The organism is Polyangiaceae bacterium (assembly GCA_016715885.1).
GTDB lineage: Bacteria > Myxococcota_A > Polyangia > Polyangiales > Polyangiaceae > Polyangium.
Genome location: JADJXL010000025.1, coordinates 409418 through 433389 on the forward strand (window position 1 = coordinate 409418; position 23972 = coordinate 433389).

The following is a 23972-nucleotide window of genomic DNA, read 5'->3' on the forward strand; positions in this document are numbered from 1 at the left end:
GTTTCCGGTGCTTAGCCGATGAATATCGCGAGAGCGACGCGTTTCCAACTGACCGACATATCTTGCCTGTTGCCGGGATTGATGTCGATGACCTCCGTGCAGAGGTCAAAATTGTTCTTTATCGACCCGTAGTAAATATCCGTCTTGTAACCGCTCACAGCGAGCGAGAAGAGGCCGAGCGGTGCGACATCGACTTGGGTCCGTGGCAAGACGAGAGAAAGGTTGTATTCGGCGAGCTTCGCGCCTATCCGAGTGTCGATGAAGTTTCCGATCTTGAACGATTCGGTTGCCCCGAGAAACATTTCGCCGAAATGGCCCATCCACAATTCGCGTTTGTCGATGCCATGAAACGTCGTGCTATGGTAATCCACGTAAACGTCCTCGATCACCTCGTCCGCGTGCAGCTCCGACGTGATTTTCCCGGCGCCGTCCGTCACGTGAATCTCTTCGTGAATTCGCTTGGCGTAGGTTTTTTCCTCGATGTAGTCGACTGGGCAACCCGACGATCCGTTATAATCGTAGATGTTTTTTGCCCAGGTCCGTTCGGTGATGGTTGGGTTTTCGCGGTTGAGCGAGGGATTTGCGCGATAGAGTTTGGGGATGCTCGTATTCGTCGCGTCATCCGCCGCGCGTGTAAGATCATCGGTTCCTCCGCCGCCGCTCCAGCCCGTGGTCGTCGTGACGGACGGTCCCAGGTATTGTTCGGTGACGATACCGTGATACGTCTCGTGGACATCGCCCTTGACGGTTTCTTCGGTGACCTTCCACGTATCGAACCCGAACGTATCCGTATGCTTGACCCAGCTAATCTCGGTGAACGCGCCGGGCGTGAAGCGCCAATCCATAATGTGGCCGCCGGAAGCGTCCCACGTCGTCACGGAATTGGACAAACTGTCCACGGGGTCGTTTACGGTTGGCTGACGCCCGAGGACCGCCATTTTGTAGTTGCCTCGAATGACCTCGACCTTGTCACCGAGCGTCGTCGTAATGCGATTGCCGTCGGAATGGTCGCGCCAACCGCCGCGATAATGCAGTTTTTTCGATTCTTGGATCCGCTTCGTCTGATCCGTCGTGACGCTGCCATTTCCGACGCCACTTGCATAGAAGGAAATCATTCGATCTTGGAGATCGGAAGCGATTGACCCGCCACCGGTGCCTTCGACGACTGTCGAGATGAGCGTGCTGGCAGCGGCGGTATCCACGTCGCGCGTGCGTGTATCGTCGATGAAACCCACCACCAATTTCGCCAAATCCCAGCCATGTTCCGTCGTCGGATCGTCGCTCGGCACGGCTCCGATCCGCAAGAACGACGTCATCGTGACCGTATTGCTGTCGTTGTTTTTAAAGTAAAACGTATCGGTTCCATGGCTAGGAACCTTCACGAGCGCATAGCTGCCGTCGCCCGAGCCAGCCTGTCCAATGAAATCATCGCCGAGATCCGTCGTGAAATTGCTCATGGGTTCATCCTATTGGGCTAAGAACGGACTCCGAATTCGAAGATGGCGCCCGAAGGCGATTTGATTTGATGCTTGGTAGCGTTGGCGCTGGCAACGGGCGATGGAGTGGTCGCATTGAACAAAGCGCCGACGATGATCGGTCGATCAGGATCACCATTCGTGAATGCAAGAAGCACCTCGGTGCCGGGCCGCAGAGGAAAATGCATTCCGTAGTTCGTCCCGGCAAAAGGCTGCGCCATTCGAATGCGGTGGGACGCTCTTTGTTCACCTGGCAGCACGGTGTCGAAGTGAATTTGCACGAGGTATCGTCCTTCGGCATCGAGTTGCGGCGTCACCTCGGTCGCTCCACCCGGCCCTGGTTGAATGATACCCGTCGCCGTGCCATCGATGCGCGGTTTTGGCGTCCTGAGCGGCGGTCGATACACAATGCTCGACGAAATGGCGCGGAACGTGTTCCGATACGAAGCGTCCTTGTTCTTTTGCTCCGAAAAACCAGGAAATGTCGCTTCGTGCTGCACGTCGACGAGCAAGAGTGGTTCGGCGCTCGAAAGCCGCGGATGATCCAAAAGCGTCGTTTTGCGACCCGCCGACAAACCTTCTCGCGTGCTTCGACCCTCGTATATGCGCTGCATCGCCTGCCGCGCTTGTGCGCGCAATTGCGCCAAATGCTTGGCTTCCTCGGGCGTCTTGACATGTGCGCCGTATTCGACGACTCCCCCACCACTGCCCGAATCGATATCGTGGTGCGCCGTCAGATCCACCTGCGGCGTTCGGTAATTGTAGTCTTGCACGATGTACGTCGTCGGGACCAAGTCGCTGCACAGCTCGAGCGAATACACGTCGCTTTTTTCACCTCGCGCACGAAAACCAATCTCTTCGACGCCTTCCGCTGGGCGAAATCCACCTTGGTGATCCGTGAAAACGAGTTTGTCGCAGCCGTCCTCGTGCTCGAAGAAAAAGCTGATGCCATAATGTTCGGCCAAACGACGGATGAAGGCCAGATCGCTTTCGCGGTATTGCACGACGAGCTCACGCACGGGGTACTCTTCGACGAGCCGCAGCTCGAAATCGACCTGTTCGAATCCATTTCGTTCGAGTTTGTCGCGCAGAATGTCCGGAATGCTGCGGTCGACGAAGACCTCCTGCGTTTCGACGAGCGTCATTCGGAAGGCACGCGGTAAAATGCGCAGCTTGTAGGTCGCATGCTCTTCAGGCGGTTCGAGGCGGCTGCGCATCGGTCCGAGAATTCCGTGGACACGACGAACCTCGAGCCCATCGTGCTCGAATATCAGACAAACCTCGCCACCGGGCAAAGCGTCTTCGGGCAATTCGTGCCCGATATCGCAGGCGACTTCGAGGTCGAAGGAAAAAAGCTCGCTGATGGTCTCTCGACCGGAGAGTTGATGAATTTGTACATGGTCCCATCGACCCAGTTTGGATTCGAGAAAGCAATTCAAGATCGGGTGGACGGCCATCGGTCATCTCCGGTGCAGGAGGGCTATCGCGGTTTGAGGCGGGCGCCATAGAGTTTGGCGCGGACATCGTACTTCTGTGGCGGTGGGGGACGCGGTCGTTTTTTGGGCGCAGGCAGGCGCGGCGGGTGGGGCGGGAGACGGCGCCCATACGGCGGCAACCGGAGCTGGTGGTTGCGCAGCCACGGGCGATGCCATGACGGGGGGCGGCGTAATCGGCTCGATCGGCGCTGCGACGAGCGGCGGCTGGGGCGGCGCGACAAACGCCGGCGCAGCGGGCGCCGGATCGCCCGCATCGATATCGATGCAGAGCGTATTTCCCGCATCCGGAGCGGGCGCTCGATGGCCCAATACGGGCAGCGATGCGGCCTCGTCTCCACGCGCTTTCGCAAAGGGCAACGCTTTGCCCGGCGCAATGCGTACGTGCGAATCCGAAAGAAACGACGTCTCGTCCGAGATTCCCGCGGGCTTTGGAGCAGCCGGTTCGTCATCGAGGAATTCGACATCCTCGTCGTCGAGCATCATCGTCGCGTCGTTCGAGAACAGCGGTACTGTCGTGCGTTTGGGCTTGGTCGAGCCGCTGCTTTGAAGAGCCGTGCTCGGATCGGGCCAAGCGATCGTTTCACCGGGCAGCTCGACACCCGCAAAGATCCGCAAGCTGCCGAGCGTTTGTTCGGACGCAACGGGAAACGACACGCGGAATGTCACCATGCAACGCTCTTCGTCGCCGCTGATGTGCAGCGTGGTGGCGTGCATTTGCAAGAGCGTTCCATCCGAACCACCGGCATGGGTCAAACCATGGATACGCGCGAAGCCGCGCACCCCTGGCAAACGCAGGTGCACCTTTGGAAGCCGCCCATGCAAGCCCTCGAGGATGATCTGTTCGTCGCCCCGCAACGCGTGGATGCGTTGATCTTCGGGCGCGACTTGAAAGTATTCCCAGTTGATGGTGGCAGGGAGCGTCGTGATGCCAGCGCCGAAATTCGGTGCAGGCGCCGAACCAAGCAGGCGCTTGCGCGTAATCAACGTTCGCGACAAGGGGCCAAAACCAACGGCTCGACGTGGATGAGCCGGGTCGATGATCGAGGGCGGTTCATCCTCGTCATCCATGCCTCGACCGAACGGATTTTCGGCATACCCGATGCCTCCAAACGCGTTCTCGTAGGTGAGCGACATCGTCCGGAAGCCACTGTTTTTCTTGACCAACAATGGTTTGTCTAGGAGCATGTTTTGCCCGTCGGACAAACCAAGCCGCACCTGCATCGATGTCACGGGGCTGTTCGATGGCGCATGCGCGTTTCCCGTAAAAAGCACGTCGACGCGCCGTTGTTGTGGCATCAGATCCGACGCAAACCGGACGCTTCGTGCGGGGTTTCTCCCGTGACGGACCTCTTCGGCAAAGATCTCCTGCGGCTCGGCCAGCGGCATGACGCCTTCGTGCGCGAATGCAAATGTGGCCTTGGCGATGGCAGTTACTTGAAGCTGCCCATCGTATCGCCAAGCAATGGCACTTGCCGCGACTTTCCCCACAGCCAGGATTTGAATTTCGTGTCCTGTGGCGGGCTTCATAGGCGTTGGCAGTATACGGGGACGATGTAATCGCTGTCAACGATGATTCTGTCGAACTTCGAAGAGCACGCCAGGATTTCACGACGCCACCAAATCACGAGATCGCGTCGAAAAGCTGCGGGTGCACGAAAACGTCGCGCGTTGACCTTCAATACGAGCCTTTCGGCCGAGTGCACGATTCTTCCCACACAGCATCTTGCTTTTCCGGCGGCTCGGCTGATATGCTGCGCCCGTGCTCGCAATCGGCAATCGTTGCGGCACGTCCGATACTCGAGGAGCGCTAAGATGTACGAGACGCTGCAGCCAGGCGACGTCGTGTTGGGCAAGTACCGCGTCGAACACGTGCTTGGCAAGGGCGGGATGGGGATCGTCGTTGCCGCGCGCCATGTGCAGCTCGGGGAATTGTTTGCAATCAAGCTCTTGCTTTCCGCAGGAATGGGTAGCCAAGAGGCCATCGAGCGGTTTTTGCGTGAAGCTCGAGCGTCGGCACGACTGAAGGGCGAGCATGTCGCACGCGTGCAAGACGTGGGAAACCTCGAGGACGGCGCTCCGTTCATGGTCATGGAGCACCTCGATGGGCAGGACCTGCGAAGCGTCCTGAAAAATAGTGGCCCACTACCGGTCGAAGATGTCGCGCTCTATTTGTATCAAGCGTGCGAGGCGGTGGCGGAAGCCCACGGGCACAAAATCATCCATCGTGATCTCAAGCCCGCCAACTTGTTTCTCACACGCCGCGCCAACGGGAGCCCTTGCGTCAAGGTGCTCGATTTTGGCATCTCGAAAGAGCTCGAACCCGCAAACGAACTGGCTTCGGACCTGACCAAAACGGGCTCGTTCATCGGTTCACCGAGGTACATGTCACCCGAGCAGATGCGATCGGCGAAGTCCGCCGACCTACGCAGCGACATCTGGTCACTCGGCGTCATCATGTACGAGCTCGTCACGGGTCGCGTACCTTTCAATGCGGATTCGGTGATGGAGCTGGTGAGCGAAGTGCTCACGACCGAGCCAACTCCGCCAAGCGAATTGCGCGCAGGCATTCCGTCCGAATTCGATAAGGTCGTGCTCCGATGCCTCGCAAAAAACCCCAAAGATCGGTATCAGACGGTTCGCGACTTGATGGCCGAGCTGCGCCCTTTCATTACAGCAGATCTCGTCACGACGGGTACGCGAAACATCATCGTGCCGAACGCCGATCCGCCGCCCAAAATGCCGACATCGCCCAAAACGGTACCGCTGCCGGCCTTCGATCTTCCGGACGTGGCGGTTTCGCCGGATGCGGTCCCCAAGCCGGATTTGGTTCCCAAGCCGGATTTGATCGCGAAACCGGACCTTTTCTCCAAACCGGATACGTCTTCATCGCAGTTTGTCGCAAAAAACGATCTGCCAATGGACGCCAGTCCGCCGTCTCGAACGCTGGCCTTGTGGGGTGGCGCCGAAGAAGTGGCGAGCGCCGCACCGGCCGTGAATTCGGGAGGGCATCGAGCTGAATCGGTTCCCAATCCCTGGATCCGTCCCGCTGCGGATGCAAACCCCAAAGTCACCGAAACCGGGGGCGCTTGGGGGGAAACGACGAAAACGACCGCGCCCGATCGTTCAAAGGCCCATTGGGTGATGGGGGCCATTCTCGCAGCGTGCGTACTTCTCGGTGGGGTCGCGTTTGGCGTGTCGAAATTGAGCGAACCGAATCCGGAAAAACCCATTGCAATGCCCACGAGTCCGCCACGACCCACGGTGACCGAGGCGCCCGCGACGCAGCCAGCGCCCAGCGCGACAGCAAGCATCGCAACGCCACAACCATTGCCGTCCGAATCGGCGAATTCGGAACAGCCCCCGACGGCTCCATCGTCATCGACCGTGGCGCTTCCCGCATCGAATGTCGCCAAGCAGCCGTCGGGACCGAAAACACCTTCCACCAAAACAACGGCCACGCCAAGCAACACATCGGATCTGACCCTCTACTGATGCTTGCGTAAAGAGGGGTTACACGAGTCTGGAGAAAGAGAATGGTTGGTCGACGAAATTGGGCAATCTTGAAAGCTACCGCGTTGTGCCTCGCCTTGGCCCCCGGCATGGCCTTGGCGCAACAGGTCGACCCCGCCGTCGAATTGGAGGCGCAAACGCTTCTCGATGCGGCACTCAAGCTGATGGCGGACAAGCAATACGCGCCTGCATGCCGAAAACTCGAGGTCGTCGTCACCAAGATTCCACATGCGTCCGGTGCAAGGCTCGGGCTCGCGAGATGTTATCGAGGCGAAGGGCGGCTCGCGAGCGCTTGGAGTCAGTACCGGCAGGCCGAAACGCTCGCTCGCACGGCCGGTCAGGCTGATCGTGTGACAGAAGCTTCGACGAGCGCTGCTGAATTGGCTCCGCTTTTGGGCAAACTTCAAATTGAAGTCCCCGACGATGTCCGATCAATTCCCGGCCTGACCGTCACGCTCAATGGGAAGGTTCAGGAGCCAGCAACATGGGGCATACCGTTTCCCGCAGATGCCATCGAGCACGAGATTGCGGCTTCGGCGCCAGGACGAAAGCGATGGCGCACGCTCATCCGAGTGTACGACAAGAAAAAACCAACCGATGGGGCTGAACCGTTTCGAGTCATCGTGCAGCCTCTCGAGGTCAATAAAACCATTTTGCGTATCGACAGTCCCCCGGACGTGCTGGACCTCCGAGGCATTACCATTCGTGTGAATGGCGAAGTCATCGATCCGCTGTATTGGCAAAAAGGTAGCGATGTGCAGCCGGGCGCGCACGAAATCGAAGTCATTGCGCCGGGACGTGAACGCTGGCAAACGCGCGTCGTCATCAAAGAAGGCGATAGCGCGACCGTCAAGCTCGAACCATTGAAGGAGATCAAATCGGTCAACGCGTCGAGCGTCTCGGCGCTGCGCGTCGGAGGGGTTGTCGCGATCGGCGTGGGCCTCGTGGGGGGTGGTATCGGTGCGACCCTCGGGGGGCTTTCGATATCGAAGAACAACGAGAGCAACGACGGTCATTGCGATGCGCAGAACCGCTGTGATCAGACGGGGTTCGACCTACGCAAAGACGCGCAAAGTCTTCAGCTCGGTGGATTGATTGCGGGCGTCGCGGGTGCGGTCATTCTCGCGGGCGGCGTGACGATGGTGGTGGCTTCTTCACCGTCGCGCAAACGAAACACGGGCGGACATTTCGCTCCGCAGGCCCAACTTTTCATCGGCCCGACGACGCTTGGTCTTCGTGGTACGTGGTAATGAGGTTGCCGGCGCATGGCCATGCGCCGGCACTTCGATCAGCCACTACAAATTGAATGCGGAGAGCGTGAACGTGTCGCACGACAAGGGGAACCCCTGTTTGCGATATACACGGACGAACACTTTTAGCACGCGCGGGTTCGCGTCGTCGTTGCAGCAGCCGGCACCGGTCGTGTATTGGTTGTAGTGCTGTTCCCAAGCCGTGACGCCATTGGCGGTTCCGCTGGGACACGTCGCAAAGGTATTGCAATCGGTCTTGACGTCGATGACGAATTGGGAGCCGGGGTTGCTGGTGAGCTCGATCTTCGGATGGTAAGCTTCGTTGGCTGCACGATTTGCGAATGAAATGGCGAACCAGTCGCCATCATTGACGCCCGACGTCTCGACTTTCCCTTGAAACGTCGTCGAGCCGTCGAGCGGAACGTTCGTCGTCGTCAAGTTGGTCGCGCACGTCGTGCTGTTGGTATCGAATTGGCATTCGCAACCATTGACGGCGCTGTTGTCGAAGTTTCCGAAGCCGCTGTTACATTGGGTGACGGTGCAATTGCCACCAGAGCATCCCCACGTCATGACCGTCGTCACCCCTGGATTTTGCGCTGTGCACGCAGTTTGCGGCGACATTTCGTCCGTCTGCCCATTGCAATCATTGTCAGCTCCATCGCAAATTTCGGCCTGCGACATCTGATTCTGACTACAGACCAGCGCCCCATTTTGGCAGACCTTCGTGCCCGGTTGGCAAATACCCACCAAACCGGTATCGCAAGAAACGCCAGCCCCCGGGTCATTGGTGTCATTCGAACACGTACCTACGTTACCTGCGAGATTGCACGACTTGCAGGCATCCGTGCACGCCACATTGCAACAAATACCGTCGGTACAAAACCCACTCAAGCAGGTGCCATTACTCGTGCACGTTTCGCCTTGCTTCTTCTTGCATTCGCCATTGCCGTTGCACGTGTTCGAGCCAAGGCATTGCAGCGAAGCGTTCGGATCCTCTTGCCCGATCGGGACATTCGTGCACGTACCGACACTTCCAGCCACGTTGCACGATTTGCACGTTTCCGTGCACGCGTTGTTGCAACACACTCCGTCGACGCAAGATCCGCTCAAACATTCGCCGTTTGCCGAGCACGCATTGCCGTTCTCTTTCTTGCACACGCCATTGCCATCACACGATACCGTGGACCCCGCGCAGGTCATTGGAGCATTGGCATCGTCCTGTCCAGGAGGCACATTGGAACATACGCCCGTGAGCCCAGGTACGTGGCATGACTTGCACGTCTCCGTGCATGCAGTGTCGCAACAATACCCATCGACGCAAAATCCGCTGGCGCATTGGCCGCTGCTCATGCACATCACGCCATTGTCGATGTTGCAAGCGTTCGCGCCATTGCACGCGCCATTGGCACACTCGTCTTGCGGATCCAGGCCGGTTGCAATGGGTCCGCATTCGCCTTCCGCACCTTGCCCATCGCCCTTGAGGGCAACCGAACAAGCTTCGCACGTGCCGGTACATTCCGAGTTGCAGCAAACGCCATCGACGCAGAACCCACTAAAACAATCCGCATTGGCCGCGCAGAGTTTTCCTCCGTCGATTTTGCAAATGCTAGCTCCGTCGCAGGCGCCGTCTTGGCATTCGTCTTCCGGGTCGGTGCCCGTGACGATGAGACCACACGTACCGTCGTCGCCTTCACCCTTGAGCGCCGCCGTACATGCCTCGCAATTGCCTGCGCATTCCGTATCGCAACAAACGCCGTCCACACAAAATCCGCTGAAACAATCCTCTTTTGCCGTGCAGCCCTTACCTCCGTCGATCTTGCATGCTCCCTGGCCATTGCATGCCCCATCGAGACACTCTTCGTCGGGATCCCCATTGATGACAATCGGCCCGCATTGCCCATCCAACGGCAATCCCGTAGCCACCGCCAAACATGCTTCGCATAGGCCGCCGCACGCCGAATCGCAACACACACCGTCCACACAGAATCCCGCCGTGCAATTCGAGTCGTCCGAGCACGCTTGCGCCAGTTCGCTCTTGCAAACACCTGCGCCATCGCACGAAACGGTATCGCCCACGCATGTGGAATTGGCGTCGTCTTGCCCGAGCGGCGTATTGGTACACACCCCTTCGGACCCCGCGACGTTGCATGATGTACACACGGCATCGCAAGCGGAATCGCAGCAGACGCCATCGACACAGAAACCGCTCAAACAATCCTGCACCGCTTCGCACGTCTTGCCAGGTCGGGTTTTGCATTCGCCCAACCCATCGCATTCTTTGGCTTGATCGACGTCGCAGGTGATGCCCGCGGCCACGTTTGTCGTGCCACACAGACCGCCGAGGCACACCGCACTGATACATGGACTGCCCGTCGATGGGCAATCGAGCGGAACCTCACAGGTCGCCGGACCGCCCCCTTGGCCGCCCATACCCCCGACCCCGCCGGCGCCGCCAAGTCCACCAGCGCCTCCGGTGGGCTCCACCAAGATCGGGTCCGCAATGCACGACATCACCGCACAAGACATCCATGCAAGCACGACGGCGCCCCCCAACAGCTCGCGATAACGAGTCGCTCGCGCCATATCCGTTTTTTTGCGCTTCGCGCTCGTCCCCGCACCTGCTGCTGCCATGACGTTCCTCCTTGCCGCGCACGACACTCGTTCCGCCAGCAGCCTACACCATGGTTGCGGTCGCTTACAACAATCCCTGTGCGCGGCAATGATGCAAGCAAGATCATTTTTTGCGTGTCGTCCCTTCGGACGCGTACGAGCAGACAGAGCTCTTGCGAGTGCAACACGGAGCCGTGCGGTCATCGCATTGGGGCAAGCGACATGAGGTCGACCGGTCACATCACACGTTAGGCCAACGGTTCGATTTTTGCAGCTCGCAAGGCGCCCCCTACTGGATGGCACGCATGCCTCCTCGAGGAATTTTGACGTGAATGCGCAAAAGCTCGACTTTTCCAAGTGCGAGAACGAGCCGATTCACATTCCTGGATCGATTCAACCGCACGGTGTCCTGTTCGCGCTCGACCCGGCCCTTCAATCGATCGCTTGGGCATCTGCCAATGCGATGGAAATGCTTGGACACCGAGCGCAGGACCTCTTCGACGGCACATTTTCGGATGTCGTCGGCGAAGATGCCGTCAGTCGTCTGCGCGATGCGCTCGGCAGCGCGGGGTCGCGAAGAATCGGCCCCATTTCCGTTCGAGCTGCCGGGCGCGATTTCGATGGAATCGTTCATCGCATGGGTCCATTTGCCATCGTCGAATTGGAATCGCCCGGCACGGACGACGTGCCGCTCGATTTGTTCAGCAACGTCGAACAGGCCCTCGAGCGGATTTCTCACGCGGCTCCCGGCCCCGGCGTATGGCAAGCGGTCGCCGAGGAAGTGCAGCGTGTGACGCAGTTCGATCGCGTCATGGTTTATCTCTTTCACCCGGACGACCACGGCGAAGTGATTGCCGAAGTGCGAGCACACGAGGACATGGAAACTTATCTGCACTTGCATTACCCGGCCACGGACATTTCCGTGCGAGCACGCAAACTGTACAAGCTCAATTGGCTGAGGCTCATCGTCGACATCGCGGCAACGCCGGCAGCGTTGATTGCATCCCCATCGCTCCGCAACGGGCAGCCTCTCGATCTGAGCCACGCCGTCCTGCGCAGTGTCGCACCGGTGCACCTGCAATACCTTCACAACATGGGGGTGCGCGCATCGATGTCGATATCGCTCGTGGTACAGGACCGGCTCTGGGGGCTCATTGCGTGCCATCATCGAACGCCGCGGCACCTGCCCTACCGAACGCGCTCGTGGTGCGAGCTTTTGGCGCGCATTTTATCGTGGGAAATCGAATTGACAGAATGGTCCGACGATGCCAGTGAACGGGCGCGAGCATCGAATACCATTGCCGCATTGGTGCGCGGGACCCTCGAGACGGAGGACTTGCTCGATGCGCTGACCACACGGCAGCCCTCCGTGCTCGATCTGGTCAATGCAACCGGGGCGGCGGTCGTATGGAACGGGCGCTGCAAGGTGATTGGAAGCACGCCGTCCGAATCCGATATCGTCGCAATGGTAGACTGGCTCGTGAACAACCACGAAAGTCACGTCTTCGCGACCGATCGTCTCGCGGAACATTGGCCAGGTGCCAAACCGCTCGCGCCTTTGGCCGCGGGCCTGCTTGCACTGCGAGTTGCGAACGGGCCGGTCATTTTATGGTTTCGTCCGGAACACGCTCGGACCGTGGCCTGGGGCGGAGATCCGACGAAACCTGCCATCATGAATCCCACGACAGGTGCTATCGGACCGCACAATTCATTTCAAATGTGGAAAAATTCGGTGCGCAACCGGTCCGCATTGTGGCAAGCCTGGGAAATCGACGCAGCCGAGGCGCTCGAACGCCCTGTGATAAAAGCGGTGTTGCGACGCATCGAGCAAATCGCACAACAAAATCGAGAACTTCACGACGCATTGGAAGCACGTGACCTCTTTCTCGCCATGGCATCGCACGAGCTGCGGACGCCTCTTTCGGCGCTCAAGCTACAATTGGAAGGTTTGACGCGGGTAGCCGAGCGCGACCCCAATGCGGTGCTGAGCGCATCGCGCCTCGTGCCACGCCTGGAAATTCTATCGCGACAAACCACCAGGCTCTCGCGCATCATGGACGAGATCCTCGATGCCGTTCGTTTGTCTGCCGGCCGATTCGACGTCACACCGGCGACGACGGATCTTGGCGAAGTCGTGCTGCAGCTCGTTGATCGAGAGCGCCAAGAAATCACCCGACAAGGTTGCACGCTCGTTCTACATATCGAGCATGGAATTCGGGGACCATGGGATCGGTTTCGCCTTGGTCAGGTGGTAGGAAATCTGCTTTCGAACGCCTATCGGTATGGTGCAGGGAAACCGATTACGATCACCGTCACGCGAACGGATGACGCCGCAGTGCTTCGCGTTCGAGACGAAGGCATTGGAATTCCGGCCGAGAGTCAAGAATTGATTTTCGAGCGCTTTCAGCGTGCAGTACCGGCGGCCCATTACCAGGGTCTCGGTCTGGGATTATGGATCGTTCGCGAAATCGTGTCATTCATGGGAGGCCACATTGACGTGAATTCAGCGCCAGGAAAAGGTGCGGAGTTCGTCGTGACGTTGCCATTCGCACCAAATCCCGAAAACGATGCGTGATGCGTCGAGCACGCGCTTTCCTTCAAAGCACATCGACGACGACGCCCTGGCTCTCCACCATGCTCCGTCCTGCCGCGCTGATGGCATATCGTCCCATTGGCAAATCGAATGATTTCGTCGCTGCCGGCACGATTCGATCCACGACAAAAGCGCTGCCGTCGTCACGATAGACGACCCATGCGAATACATCCGCATCGTGGCTCATCATCACAGTCGATCCTTCGACGACGACCGAGGGCGGTGCGACCATTTCATCCCGAACCGCAAAAACGGGCGGAGAAAGCGCAGGCGCAGGGTAAAGCTCGTCCCGGAACACATCGCGAATCCCCAATTGATTCTTCTTCAATGGGCCAATGTGGAAAAAGATGTTGCCCAATGACCCGTAACTCGCCTGCTCACGCGATAATGCCACCTGCGTCTTGAATTCGTCGATGCTCCACGCCGCACTGCTGTCGAGCTTCGAGAGGTAATTGCCCGCGAACGTATAGCGCCCCTCCTCGGGAAGTTTCGACCACCAATCGATGAGCGGCCCATAGGCCTGCGCGGTCTGCGTGGACGGCCAATAAAGCTGCGGCGCGAGATAATCGACCCACCCCTCGGCTTTCCATTTCACGGGATCGGAAAAAAGGCTGTCGTATTGGTCGAGCCCCACGATACCCGGTGGAATGCCCGGCCGATAAATGCCGAATGGACTGATGCCAAACCGTACCCAGGGTTTTGTGGCGAGGATTTCGCCTGCGACGCGCTGCACGAGTGTATTGACGTTGTCGCGGCGCCAATCGTGAAGCGAAAGCTGGCCGCCCAGCGCCTGATAGGCTGCATAGGTTGCCGAATCCGGAAATGGCGTACCGTTGGGGTACGGGTAGAAGTAATCGTCGAAATGAATGCCGTCGACGTCGTAACGCTTCACGACGTCCGTAACGACCGCGGCGACGTGATCCTGCACGACGATCGCACCTGGGTCCATCCAAAGGCCAACATCGTAGGGGTAAGCAAACTTGGATTGTGTCAATGAAATATGAGGCAAAACGGCATTGCTCGCTTGACTCGATTTTGCTCGGTACGGATTGAACCAAGCGTGGACCTCGATGCCGCGCAAATGCGCTTCTTCGACCAATATTTGAAGTGGATCGTATCCAGGATCCTTGCCTTGCGTTCCCGTGAGAAAACGGCTCCAGGGCTCGAGGTCCGACTTGTAAAGCGCATCGGATTCGGGGCGCACCTGGAAAAAGATGGCGTTGCAATGCGCGTCCGCGAGCACATCGAGCAATTCGCGAAGCTCGTTTTGCTGCGCTTCGGCGGAAAGTGCTTGACTCGTTGGAAAATTAATGTTTGCGACCGTGGCAACCCATACCCCACGCAGCTCGCGCGAATGGGAGACATCGACGAGCTCGGGCATGCTGCCGGCGTCGTCGGGAATGTACGCATCATCAGGAATGCCCGCATCGCTCGAATCGCCAGCATCGATGGGCACGTCCGGGGGGTCATCGGCTGGCTGCTGGTCGGATACGCACGCCCACAATGCAAGGGTGACGAGCGGTAAGCAAAGCTGGTAACGCATGAATGACGATGGTGCCGATTTCCCGCCACATATGCAACGAGAATCGCGAAGCTTACGTCTTTTTCATCGACGATAGAGTCAACGCGCGAGCACTTCTTCTAAAAACGCATGCATTTCTTGCCAATACGCTCGCGCATTCGGAAGAAAATGCAGCGCTTGAAATGCATGTATTTCGCCCTGGTAGTACCGAGCCTCCGAACGCACACCAAGGCGCAATAACGCTGCGTGGAGCCTTCGCGTATCGTCGAGCACCGGGTCTTTCGTTCCAGCACTCGAAAAGAACGGTGGCAAAGGTTTATCCGGGACGATGCTTCGTTCGAGGACGACGACCGGATCGGCAAAATCGAGGTGTCCTTCGGCGACGGGTCCTTTTGGCAAATACGATTGACTCACTTCCAAAATGCGATCCCGAATGAACCTGGGAATTTTCCTCCTCCGAGAAAAGCGTTCTGGATCCGATACTTGGAGCATGCCGCATTTCGCGATCACGGCGCGCGGCGCGATGTTCGCATCGAACAGGCGACGCGCAAATGGTTCATCGCGACGGTACGACAATGCAATCGCAAGAGACGTCGCGAGGTTTGCCCCTGCAGATTCTCCCGCGAGCACCAGGCGCGAGGCGTCGCCACCATACTCGTGCGCATGGTCGTTCACCCATTGCAAGGCCGTCGCGACGTCCTCGACCGCCGCAGGATACTTATGCACGGGGGCAAGGCGATAGTTGACGACGAAGACGACATAGCCTCGCCGCGCAAACGCGAGCGCCATGCCCCAATGTGAATCCTTCGACAAAATACGAAAACCGCCCCCGTGAATGTAAAGAACCGCAGGATATGGTCCGCGTCCTTCGGCGGGACGATACACGTCGAGCAGATGATGTTTTTCCCCCGCTATTGGCGTAAGACACGTCGTATTCGCACTCGACGCCATGCCGTTCGGGGCGAGCCATGGGCAAGAGGCGAGAACCTTGCGAGAGGACGTTCCACGCGCCGTCGACGAGGAAGCGGCCAATTCGCACACGCATCGGGTCGGGAGAAGGAATCATGGGTGGGAGAATGGCGGATTTCAGCCGCGGGGACAAGGGGGCTTGACGTGTGCATGCACGCAGGTGATCATGTCATGGTGCATGGCGGCAGTTTATGCATGGAGCGAATATGGATATCACTAAGTCGAGCAACATCGATGTAGACAATTGCGCGGCATGCCAAAAGCGTCGCCCCTGGGACCCGACGATCGCTGACGTCAAAGAGCAATTGCGCTCGCATGGCGTGACTTGGCCGAATTTCGTAATCATGCACGGCAACGACCTAAGTTGCACTGAGGCGCCGAAAAATTCCGGCAAATGGAATGCCACGCTTTACGTCGTTGCGACAGATATGCATGGCAAGAAGGCACGCGCGGCCAAAATCTTCCTAAACCAAAGCGGCTATTTTATCGGTCTCGAGACGGTCCTCGATGGTACGGCTTTCAAGGATATGAAGCGAGTTTGAGTCGAAAAAGGTCTGCGCAGCTATGCCAAACCTTCACGCAGGGCAGCCAGTAGTCGTGACTCACTGGCTGTGAGAATTTGCATTTGCGGATTCGACACGATGCCGATGGCACCGGTCTTCTCGATCCACTGTTTTGCCGTGAGGGTGAAACTGTTGAGCCCGGCTTGCATCCTAATCCCGTCGAATTCGACGGGATTAAAGTTGGCGTTGTTGAGCCGTTCCCAGACCCCGAGGAACTCCACAGTATTACGGTTTCGCAGCCAATTTCGTATCAGGTCGTCCATGCCGTCGGCATTTTTGTGCCGAGCAATGTCGGTGAGGCAGATGTAGTCATCGGACCTGTCCGACAGCACCGCGATGGCGGTGCCTTGGACTTCCATCGTCGACGTTTTCGCTTTGCTCATGACACGGTCTCTCCGCGAGGGCCACATGTCCACGCTCGTGGATCGTATTCGAGGTTGCGATGCGGATGCCTCTCGCATTCGCCACGCCTCGTACCGTGTCAAACGACAGCAACGATGTCAATTACATTGCGCCAAGCCAAACGTTTTTCATACCAAACCGTGTTTTGGCACCGAGCTCGATCCTTCCGCTCGCGTGACATCACTCCGGCAGCGTCGCTTCGTCACCCACGCGCGAGCCCGAAAACCGCATCGACGTCCGCTCAACGGCACCCTCGAACGGTGCACGCAATGCATGCACGACATCCGGCGACGCATCCGAAACACCAAGCGTCAAAAGCACCTGCGACACGATTCGATTCCACGCCCTCTTCGCAGCTTGCGGCGACGAAGCAGGCGCCATTGCACCTTCCTTCAACATCAACGAGCTTCGCTTGTGCTCGAGCTCCGCCAGCGCCGTACCCGCTTCGATCCACGCATCGACCATGTCGCGCAGCGTCTTGTTGGGCTCGAGCGCCGGCACCGTCGCCAAAAAGTCCGCCAAACCCTTTTCCTGATTTCGCAACATGCGCCCCACGCGCGCCGTGTTTCCCGATTCCGCCAAGAGCGACGCATTGACGATCGTCAATCCCGTCGGAAAAAGTTTTCGCTGCGCCAATTGACATGTCGCAGCTCGCGCGAAATCTGGCGGATCCTGACCCAATAAAAAGTGCATGTGCGATTCGAACGCAAGATGAATCCCGCGCGCGAGATGATCGTGACGCGCATCGACCACCGTCTCTTCTTCGAGCAACGCTTTGAGCTCGTTTTGCGGAGCGCGCGCGGTCTTCGAAGCAACGAGCGCCTGATGCGTCTGCACGACCTTCGGATGCAGCGGCGCAATCTCGGGTACGGAAAGAAAAACGTCACGCGTTTGCGATGGTTCCACCCACGAAGCCGTGAGCGCCAGCATTTCATCGATGTCGAGATGGTCGAGCACTTGCTCCTCCTTCCGATCCGATCATGCGACCACGAGCGCTGCACATGTCAACGACAACGTCATGGTCGCGCACCTTCAACGCATGCTTTTCGCGAGATTACACGTCGCGACGACAGGCTCGTCACCGTCACGTTGAAGCGCGAGTGTGAGCTCATCCGTGCCTGAAACACACACGAACAAACGACCCACGAGGCCCGGGGGCAAACCCGTCGGCACGAGCGACACGCGCGGATCGCTCGACGTCATCTTTCCCGGAACGAACTCTTGCGAAACACGCAGCGGAGTCTTCGTGTCCCACTTGCCAAAATCGACGTAGTGCGGCCCGAATACGCTCGGATCCGACACCGCCGTACCCATCTGCACGAGCGCCGTGAACTTCGGCGGAAACCCGCGCAAATCTCCAACGAAGTAACGGAAACCTTGCGCGCGTCGCACCAAGTGCACTTCGTGGTTCGCAATCTTCAGCGCTCCGAGCGCCACGGCGCTCTTCGGCGTAACCCCGACGATCGTCACCCCACGCTCCGTTCGTTGCGGCGTTTCGTAGAGAACGACTTGCTGAAAAGGTTTGTCACTACCAGGCCGCCACACGTGCAAGTCGCTCATGCCCAATTCTTCCGCGAGCGCCTTTTCTACGAAGGCACTTCGCGACGAATTGCCCGCCAAGAGAATCGTCACGCCTTGCTCTTTCCACGTCCCCTCACCTCCCCAAGGCGCGATCGCAAGCATGCTCTTCATGAGCTTCACACCATCACGAATGCGCGCCATGAGGTGCGCGTCGAGCGACGCGTGCAAACTCGAAACGTCCTGTCCGAGAGACTCGAGCGGCACTTCGGTCCCGTCGAGCCGCGCGGCCATGAGTCCCGCGACCTGCTTCGGAGGGTTTGTCGGACCAAACTTGACCTCTTCGAGCCCAAGCTCTCGCTCGAATCGGAAACGGTTCTGCCGCGCAGCCAAACTGCGTTTGTAGAGGTGAGGCTTGTTCGCCAAGTTGTTCGGAGGCACCGTTTGAGGACGCATCATCGGCACCTCCTTCGCCTCCATCTCGGGCAAGTGTTTCTCGTGTTGATGCGTGAGCCACACGAGCTCGTGCGTCAGGTAGTCGCCGCCCAAGTGATCGTCACCGCTCACTTGAAGCGTCTCGATCACCGTTCGACCACCAAATTCCTCGGCTTCGGCTTCCGTTGCAGGACGGAACCTTCCGCATGCAATGTCGAGCGTTCCACCGCCGAAATCGAAGACGGCAAACCGCATCTCGCCGAACTTTTCGATGATGGGCTCGAGCTCCGGATACGCCGCGAGCTCCGGACAAACCTCCGCGGCAAACGCCTCGGGCTCGTTCGCACTCATCTCGACCGTCACGTCCTCGGCGCTGATCCCCTCGGGAATGCCAAGCAAAATCCCGTGCCGAATCTCTTCCTCGAGCAGCCTGCGCGCCTTGTCGTCGAACTTGGCAGGATGCGTCAGCCAATAACGCAAGTACACGTCTTGCCCTGGGCGGTTGATCGCACGCGAGAGCAGATACGCGTAGGCGCGCACGAGCATGCGGACGCGAGCTTCGTCGAGCAAGAAGTCCTTGCGCCGCTCGCGATCTCGAAGTTGCGGCGATTGATCGAGCATCATCACGCGCTCGGGCAAACTCTTCAGCTCGCCCAAGACAGCGTTCGGCGAATCGGTCATCGCATCGCGCGCGGCATGAGATCCACGAAGCACACGCAAGAGGTTTGGAAACCGAAACCCATCCGACGAGGCGACGCGCTCCATTTCGGACCATAGACGCTCGTGGTCTTCGATGAGCAAATACGTCGGGTTTTCGGCTGATTTCACGGCGTCGGCGATCGAGCCTCCTAGGCGCAGCAGCGAGCGGTAGCCCTTTTGATAGAGCGCAGCGACCGTCGCGGAAGAACCAAAGTCGATGCCCACGGCAGAGAGACGCTGAAACGATTTGAGCAGCGGTCGCGGATCGCGCAGGCGGATCGGAAGCCCTGCATGCCACGAGCACACGGCCGAATGCTCGCCGAAGCGTAGCGAATGTTCGACGGCAAGATCGAGCGGCACGTCTTTGCCTTCTTCGGGGATCGGCAAGAGATCCACGTGCGACGAGTCCAGGGAAAACTCGGCGTAGGTTTGTCGCCCACCAGCTCGACGCGTGACGTCTTCCGTCAGCACTTGCGGCGTCTCGTCGTGGCGTTGCCATCGATGCGAGATGTGCGCGGGTTGCGTATCGAGTGAAAATGGCGCGCCTTCGAGCTTCGCCCAATCCGCGAAGAGTCGCAGACGCCATTTGCCCGTTCCGATCCAAAAGCCTTCTTCGGGGTTTTGCAGGTCGAACAAGCGTCGTTCGGGCGCATCGACGAGCACCGAATCCGTCGATTCGAGGACGTCCACCGTGGTGACTACGGGGCCGTCGCCGGGCACTGCAACGAGATTCATTCGCGCAAGCGTCACGCGGCGCGCATCGGCGAGCGATCCCGACGCAGAAACGAGCGCGACGAGCTTGACGAGTTTTCCGGCGAAGGGCTTGAGCTGGCCGAGCGATGCTTCGATCTCAAAGGAAAACCGCTCGGTTCATCGGGATTTTGTGTGATCGCGGCGGCCATCACGCCACCGATGCGTACGCCTTCGATTTCGAGTCCCACGAAGAATGGCGCATCGGCCAACCCCGACGCCGACACGATGAGCGACCCTGTTTGCGTCCAGCCGTCGAAAAGCGGCAACGCTTGATCCCACGCTGCACTGACGGGCTTGGGTGGTCGCAATTCCATGCGCACGCCGCTTGGCAATGGCCGGCGCATCACGGTGGCGATGGCGTCGATTCGAACGCGAGGCGACGGAAATGGCGCGGCGCGTGGCTTGACGATCTGCGGAGCGGTCTCGTTCATGGGCGTCTCGAAAGCGGCGGCATCATAACCAATGCGGACGACGCACCCTAGTCCCTTCGGGCAACTTCAAGCCGTTTGACCTTCGCGCTCGGCAAAGCTACCTGTTTTCCATGAAGCTTTACGCCCCTCTTCTTCTCGCAATCGTCACTGCCGCAGCACTACCTGCGACGGCGGAAGCACAAGCACTACGGTATACCGCGACGGTCCCGGGAGGCATCGTCGGTACCGGCAACACGCTCGGTCTGAGCAAAGCGCTGAACGTAAACGGGCCAGGCATCGAGGATTCGATTGGAACGTTCGTGTCGCTCGGAAACACGGTCGACGACATGCCTGCCAATCCTGCGAACCCGTGGCCGATGGGAACGACCTACGATTGGATGCAGAATGGCTCGACTGCCGTGCTCGACTTGCCCGAAGCGGAAGTGCTTTATGCCGAGCTCGTGTGGGGTGGAAGTTATCAATATTCACCGGAAGACGTGACGAGCTCCCTTGGTTCATCCGTGAAGCTCGAGGCGAATGGAGCCGTGCTGATGGTGGCCCCGGATCCGATGACGGAGCTCACGATATCCGAAACGGCGAAGGGTAATTTCGCGGTGCGGTATTACATGCGATCGGCGGACGTGACGGACTTCGTCAAGCAACAAGGCAAAGGGACGTATTCCGTTTCGGGTGTGCCGGCAACGCAAACGACCACGATCAATAGCTTGAATGCTGCCGGATGGACACTGGTGGTCGCATATCGAGACGAAGGCGCGGCAATGCGCAATCTCAGCATTTTCGTAGGAGGATCCTTCGTCGACGAAAATGACACGCAAGACTATACGATAAGTGGATTCTGCGCTCCGCCCGCAGGCATCGTCGAAGGCGACATCGTCGTGAGCACCATTGAAGGCGATGCCGATCTCGGCGGTGACAAGCTTCAAATTGCGCCCACGGCCGCGGGTCCTTTCGCCGGTTTGTCAGGACCGAACAATCCAGTTGACAACTTCTTTGTTCACAAATCAACGATAGCGCCGGCATGCTCGACACGTGGCTCGTTTGGGATGGCAAATCATGATGCGTTTGCGGTAACGAACACGATTGGCGGACGACAAGGCTGGGACGTCACGACGATTGGCGTCAGCTCCGCGAACAATCAGCTTCAGAATGGCCAGACGTCCGCGGTCATTCGCACGACGACCACGGGAGATTCATTCGTCCCGGTGCTTGCGGCATTCTCGATCGACGTCAATGCGCCCGACTTCAAGGGTGCCGCGAGCAGCTCCATCGACGCGCCGCCCATCGTCGCGCAAAACGACACGTTCAAGGTGACGGCGGTGCTCGCAAACAATGGCGACGTTGCCGCCGAAAACATTCTCTTCAGCTTGCCGCTCGAAGATTCCCTCGGTCTTACAGCTTTCGCCATCGACGGCGTTCCCGGCGACGCCGGTGGAGGCATGGTCGACGCAACCAAACTCGGCGCTGGCGTTCCCGTCGGAAATCTAGCGTCCGGACAAACCAAAACGGTCACCATCGATCTCGATGTTCTCGGACCACCCAAATTCGGCAGCTATTTCCTCAAGGCCAAATGGGATTATGGCTTCGAGGTATGCGTGGGCAAACCCTCGTACCCGAATCGTATTCTCAAACGGCGATCGTCGAATTTGCCGGGGGTGGCTCGTCTTCGTCGTCATCCAGCGGCGGCGCAGGCTCGGGCGGATCGGGCGGTGGCAACACCGGCGGCAATGGCGGCGAAGGCGGCACCGGTGGTATGGCTGGTGACGGAGGCAGTGGAGGTAGCGGCGGCAACACCGGCGGCAATGGCATTACGCCCGGCGAAGCTGGCAGTTGCGATTGTGATGTGGCCGGCTCGAACCACGACACTTCACCCCTCTTCCCCGCCATCGGCTTGGCTTTCGCATTCGCGTCTCGGCGAAGCCGTCGGCGCTCGCGCTAACAGGCTCTTCTGCCAAGACCTCGCCACCCGGCCATACCACTTCGGTGGTATGGCCACGCATGTGTAATGGGTCCATCTTCTGAAAAGAAGAAGAGATCCGTGCCACATAAATGCAACATTCCCATTCACGCAGGCTCCTCCGTGGGAACGACCCAGATGCCTCACGTGTGTCTCCACATCGACATTGCGAGGCATCTAACATTCACACGTTTGACGTCATGGGTGGGCGCAGTGTCCAACGGGGTAGACCGGACCATATTGACGAAAGAGCATGCATCGGGAACGGTCGACAGGGACACGGACCTCGAAACCGTATTGCGAAATGCGGGTCGATTGTCGCCACGTGACGCTTTGCGTTACCTCACGCCTCTCATATCGGTTCTCGAGGGCCTTCACACGTCTGGGCAATCGCATGGCAGCCTATCGCTCGACCTTTTGCGCGTGACCAAAGGCGACGATGGGGCACCGCGTCTGCGGCTTTTGAAGGGGCGTCCGCGCAAGCCGACATTGCAGGATGCGAGCCCCAAAGCGGCTCTTGCAGGGCGAATGCTTCTTTATTCGTCGCCCGAGCAGATCCAGGGCGCGGAGGCTTGTGAATTCGACGACATGTATGCGCTCGGGCACATGGCCTATACGTTGCTCGTGGGGGAACCCTATTGGATTGAAGAAGTCGATCGATTGGGCTTCATGGCGCTCTGCAACTCGATCATCGGCGGCGCGCCGGAACCACCGAGTGTTCGAGCAATGCGTCGGAAATCCATTCGATTGCCCCACGATTTCGATGCTTGGTTCGTTTTGATAACGACACGCAAACACCCAGATCATTTTCGAGACATCACGGACGCAGGAATCGCTCTAACGTCCGTCCTATCGAATCCCGACATACGCGAATTATCTCGATCCGTGCAATTCAAATTCAATCCGAACATTCTCGAGTCGCCGAGCTCGGCCGTCCCGGCGGCGCCCGAAAACCTTCGTTTCACGGCTGTTTTCACCATCGTTGCTTCCATTTCCTTGGCCATTGCAATCGTCATGCTCCTGCGCTGGACCAATGCTCAGGAGTCCCCGAAACGTGATCCATCCCTACAATCGACGGATGGGGCACCTGCTACCTCGAATCCGAGCTCGCGATGAAAACACGGCATGTCAAATCGGCCAGCAATACGACGAATACAACCGCGGAGCAGCGCGCCCTCGCTTCGCTGGCAACGAGAAGCGTCACTCGGCGCATTCCGTTTGCGTACGCGCGATCTCGCGGGCGACATGCCGCGATACACGACTCCGCACCACGTGCTGCCGTCCATTCACGTATTGGTATCGTGAGCCATCCGTACCATCATGTTCCTTCGCAATGGGCGTCCATTCGCTCACGAATGGAAAACGTGCTCGCTGAACATGGGGGCCGAGGCGGAGAAGCGGTAACATTGCTTGCGGCAGCCACCGATCGTCTTTTTGCCTCCATTGCAAAGCAGCGGGGTATGCGGCTGTCCGTGGTCATTCCCTGCAAAAACTTTCAGAACTTCTTCGCCACGCCCGACGATCTCTCCGAATACCTTTATTTGCACACGTCGGCAACCGCGAGAACGGTCCTCGATCACCCGACGTTCAACTTGGAAGCATTCGAGAGCGCCGCCAGATTCATCGTCGATATTTGCGATTTGCTCGTCGTCGTGGGCAGCGGCAACAAAGCTGCTTGCCACGCCGCGATGGGAAACATCGTCAAATATGCCAGCGATCGAGAAAAGCTCCTCGTGTGGCTCGAGCCCGATGCACCCGTCTTGTCGCGCCGTTTGTCGCCCATTCGCTAACG

17 protein-coding genes are annotated in these 23972 nt (G+C 58.7%); 7 read left to right on the plus strand and 10 right to left on the minus strand.

Annotation, left to right across the window (positions count from 1 at the left end):
* Positions 1–11: 11 nt before the first annotated feature.
* The 3 genes from IPM54_36690 to IPM54_36700 are packed head-to-tail and all read right to left on the minus strand — an operon-like array spanning position 12 to position 4498.
* Positions 12–1457, minus strand: coding sequence for a hypothetical protein (locus tag IPM54_36690; protein ID MBK9265310.1), 1446 nt, complete (start codon positions 1455–1457; stop codon positions 12–14).
* A 17-nt stretch (positions 1458–1474) separates the two neighbouring features.
* The gene (gene tssI / locus IPM54_36695; protein MBK9265311.1) at positions 1475–2932 is read right to left on the minus strand and encodes a type VI secretion system tip protein VgrG; all 1458 of its coding nucleotides are present in this window, start codon (positions 2930–2932) and stop codon (positions 1475–1477) included.
* A 3-nt stretch (positions 2933–2935) separates the two neighbouring features.
* A complete protein-coding gene (locus IPM54_36700; GenBank protein ID MBK9265312.1) occupies positions 2936–4498 on the minus strand; it encodes a DUF2169 domain-containing protein in 1563 nt (520 codons plus the stop codon).
* Positions 4499–4783: 285 nt separating this feature from the next.
* Between IPM54_36700 and IPM54_36705 the strand changes: the two genes are divergently transcribed.
* Complete coding sequence (locus IPM54_36705) at positions 4784–6463, plus strand: protein kinase (GenBank protein MBK9265313.1); 1680 nt, start codon at positions 4784–4786, stop codon at positions 6461–6463.
* 68 nt (positions 6464–6531) lie between these two features.
* A complete protein-coding gene (locus tag IPM54_36710; GenBank protein MBK9265314.1) occupies positions 6532–7731 on the plus strand; it encodes a hypothetical protein in 1200 nt (399 codons plus the stop codon).
* Positions 7732–7776: 45 nt separating this feature from the next.
* On the opposite strand, the gene IPM54_36715 is transcribed toward IPM54_36710, so the two are convergent.
* Positions 7777–10362 (minus strand): hypothetical protein, encoded by a 2586-nt coding sequence (locus IPM54_36715; protein MBK9265315.1) that lies wholly within the window; start codon positions 10360–10362, stop codon positions 7777–7779.
* Between the two features lie 307 nt (positions 10363–10669).
* Here IPM54_36715 and IPM54_36720 point away from each other — a divergent pair, with 307 nt between their 5' ends.
* Complete coding sequence (locus tag IPM54_36720; GenBank protein MBK9265316.1) at positions 10670–12916, plus strand: GAF domain-containing protein; 2247 nt, start codon at positions 10670–10672, stop codon at positions 12914–12916.
* Between the two features lie 22 nt (positions 12917–12938).
* Here IPM54_36720 and IPM54_36725 read toward each other — a convergent pair whose 3' ends face one another.
* Together IPM54_36725 and IPM54_36730 are read right to left on the minus strand one after the other, a co-directional pair.
* Positions 12939–14477, minus strand: coding sequence for a family 10 glycosylhydrolase (locus IPM54_36725; GenBank protein ID MBK9265317.1), 1539 nt, complete (start codon positions 14475–14477; stop codon positions 12939–12941).
* Between the two features lie 78 nt (positions 14478–14555).
* Positions 14556–15407, minus strand: coding sequence for an alpha/beta hydrolase fold domain-containing protein (locus IPM54_36730; GenBank protein ID MBK9265318.1), 852 nt, complete (start codon positions 15405–15407; stop codon positions 14556–14558).
* Between the two features lie 224 nt (positions 15408–15631).
* On the opposite strand from IPM54_36730, the gene IPM54_36735 reads away from it, so the two are divergent.
* Positions 15632–15967 (plus strand): hypothetical protein, encoded by a 336-nt coding sequence (locus IPM54_36735; protein ID MBK9265319.1) that lies wholly within the window; start codon positions 15632–15634, stop codon positions 15965–15967.
* 20 nt (positions 15968–15987) lie between these two features.
* Here IPM54_36735 and IPM54_36740 read toward each other — a convergent pair whose 3' ends face one another.
* The 4 genes from IPM54_36740 to IPM54_36755 all read right to left on the minus strand — a co-directional run bounded on the left by IPM54_36740 (position 15988) and on the right by IPM54_36755 (position 20226).
* Positions 15988–16371, minus strand: a complete 384-nt coding sequence (locus tag IPM54_36740) for a KilA-N domain-containing protein (GenBank protein MBK9265320.1) — start codon at positions 16369–16371, stop codon at positions 15988–15990.
* 199 nt (positions 16372–16570) lie between these two features.
* Positions 16571–17347: a hypothetical protein gene (locus IPM54_36745; GenBank protein ID MBK9265321.1), complete on the minus strand. Its 777-nt coding sequence runs from the start codon at positions 17345–17347 to the stop codon at positions 16571–16573.
* A 75-nt stretch (positions 17348–17422) separates the two neighbouring features.
* Positions 17423–19777 (minus strand): hypothetical protein, encoded by a 2355-nt coding sequence (locus IPM54_36750; protein ID MBK9265322.1) that lies wholly within the window; start codon positions 19775–19777, stop codon positions 17423–17425.
* Between the two features lie 11 nt (positions 19778–19788).
* On the minus strand, positions 19789–20226 hold the full coding sequence (locus tag IPM54_36755; GenBank protein ID MBK9265323.1) for a hypothetical protein: 438 nt from the start codon (positions 20224–20226) through the stop codon (positions 19789–19791).
* A 110-nt stretch (positions 20227–20336) separates the two neighbouring features.
* On the opposite strand from IPM54_36755, the gene IPM54_36760 reads away from it, so the two are divergent.
* The 3 genes from IPM54_36760 (at position 20337) to IPM54_36770 (ending at position 23970) form a co-directional block, all read left to right on the plus strand.
* Complete coding sequence (locus tag IPM54_36760) at positions 20337–22229, plus strand: hypothetical protein (GenBank protein MBK9265324.1); 1893 nt, start codon at positions 20337–20339, stop codon at positions 22227–22229.
* Positions 22230–22393: 164 nt separating this feature from the next.
* Complete coding sequence (locus IPM54_36765) at positions 22394–23296, plus strand: hypothetical protein (GenBank protein ID MBK9265325.1); 903 nt, start codon at positions 22394–22396, stop codon at positions 23294–23296.
* 239 nt (positions 23297–23535) lie between these two features.
* Complete coding sequence (locus IPM54_36770) at positions 23536–23970, plus strand: hypothetical protein (protein ID MBK9265326.1); 435 nt, start codon at positions 23536–23538, stop codon at positions 23968–23970.
* The last annotated feature ends 2 nt before the right edge of the window (positions 23971–23972 follow it).

Bases quoted from the DNA above. Each gene is read 5' to 3' on its own strand.
- IPM54_36770 (MBK9265326.1), top strand. From the start codon at position 23,536: ATGGAAAACGTGCTCGCTGAACATGGGGGCCGAGGCGGAGAAGCGGTA.
- tssI (MBK9265311.1), bottom strand. From the start codon at position 2,932: ATGGCCGTCCACCCGATCTTGAATTGCTTTCTCGAATCCAAACTGGGT.
- IPM54_36730 (MBK9265318.1), bottom strand. From the start codon at position 15,407: ATGGCGTCGAGTGCGAATACGACGTGTCTTACGCCAATAGCGGGGGAA.
- IPM54_36760 (MBK9265324.1), top strand. From the start codon at position 20,337: ATGAAGCTTTACGCCCCTCTTCTTCTCGCAATCGTCACTGCCGCAGCA.
- IPM54_36740 (MBK9265320.1), bottom strand. From the start codon at position 16,371: ATGAGCAAAGCGAAAACGTCGACGATGGAAGTCCAAGGCACCGCCATC.
- IPM54_36735 (MBK9265319.1), top strand. From the start codon at position 15,632: ATGGATATCACTAAGTCGAGCAACATCGATGTAGACAATTGCGCGGCA.
- IPM54_36690 (MBK9265310.1), bottom strand. From the start codon at position 1,457: ATGAGCAATTTCACGACGGATCTCGGCGATGATTTCATTGGACAGGCT.
- IPM54_36725 (MBK9265317.1), bottom strand. From the start codon at position 14,477: ATGCGTTACCAGCTTTGCTTACCGCTCGTCACCCTTGCATTGTGGGCG.
- IPM54_36755 (MBK9265323.1), bottom strand. From the start codon at position 20,226: ATGAACGAGACCGCTCCGCAGATCGTCAAGCCACGCGCCGCGCCATTT.
- IPM54_36715 (MBK9265315.1), bottom strand. From the start codon at position 10,362: ATGGCAGCAGCAGGTGCGGGGACGAGCGCGAAGCGCAAAAAAACGGAT.
- IPM54_36700 (MBK9265312.1), bottom strand. From the start codon at position 4,498: ATGAAGCCCGCCACAGGACACGAAATTCAAATCCTGGCTGTGGGGAAA.
- IPM54_36705 (MBK9265313.1), top strand. From the start codon at position 4,784: ATGTACGAGACGCTGCAGCCAGGCGACGTCGTGTTGGGCAAGTACCGC.
- IPM54_36750 (MBK9265322.1), bottom strand. From the start codon at position 19,777: ATGAATCTCGTTGCAGTGCCCGGCGACGGCCCCGTAGTCACCACGGTG.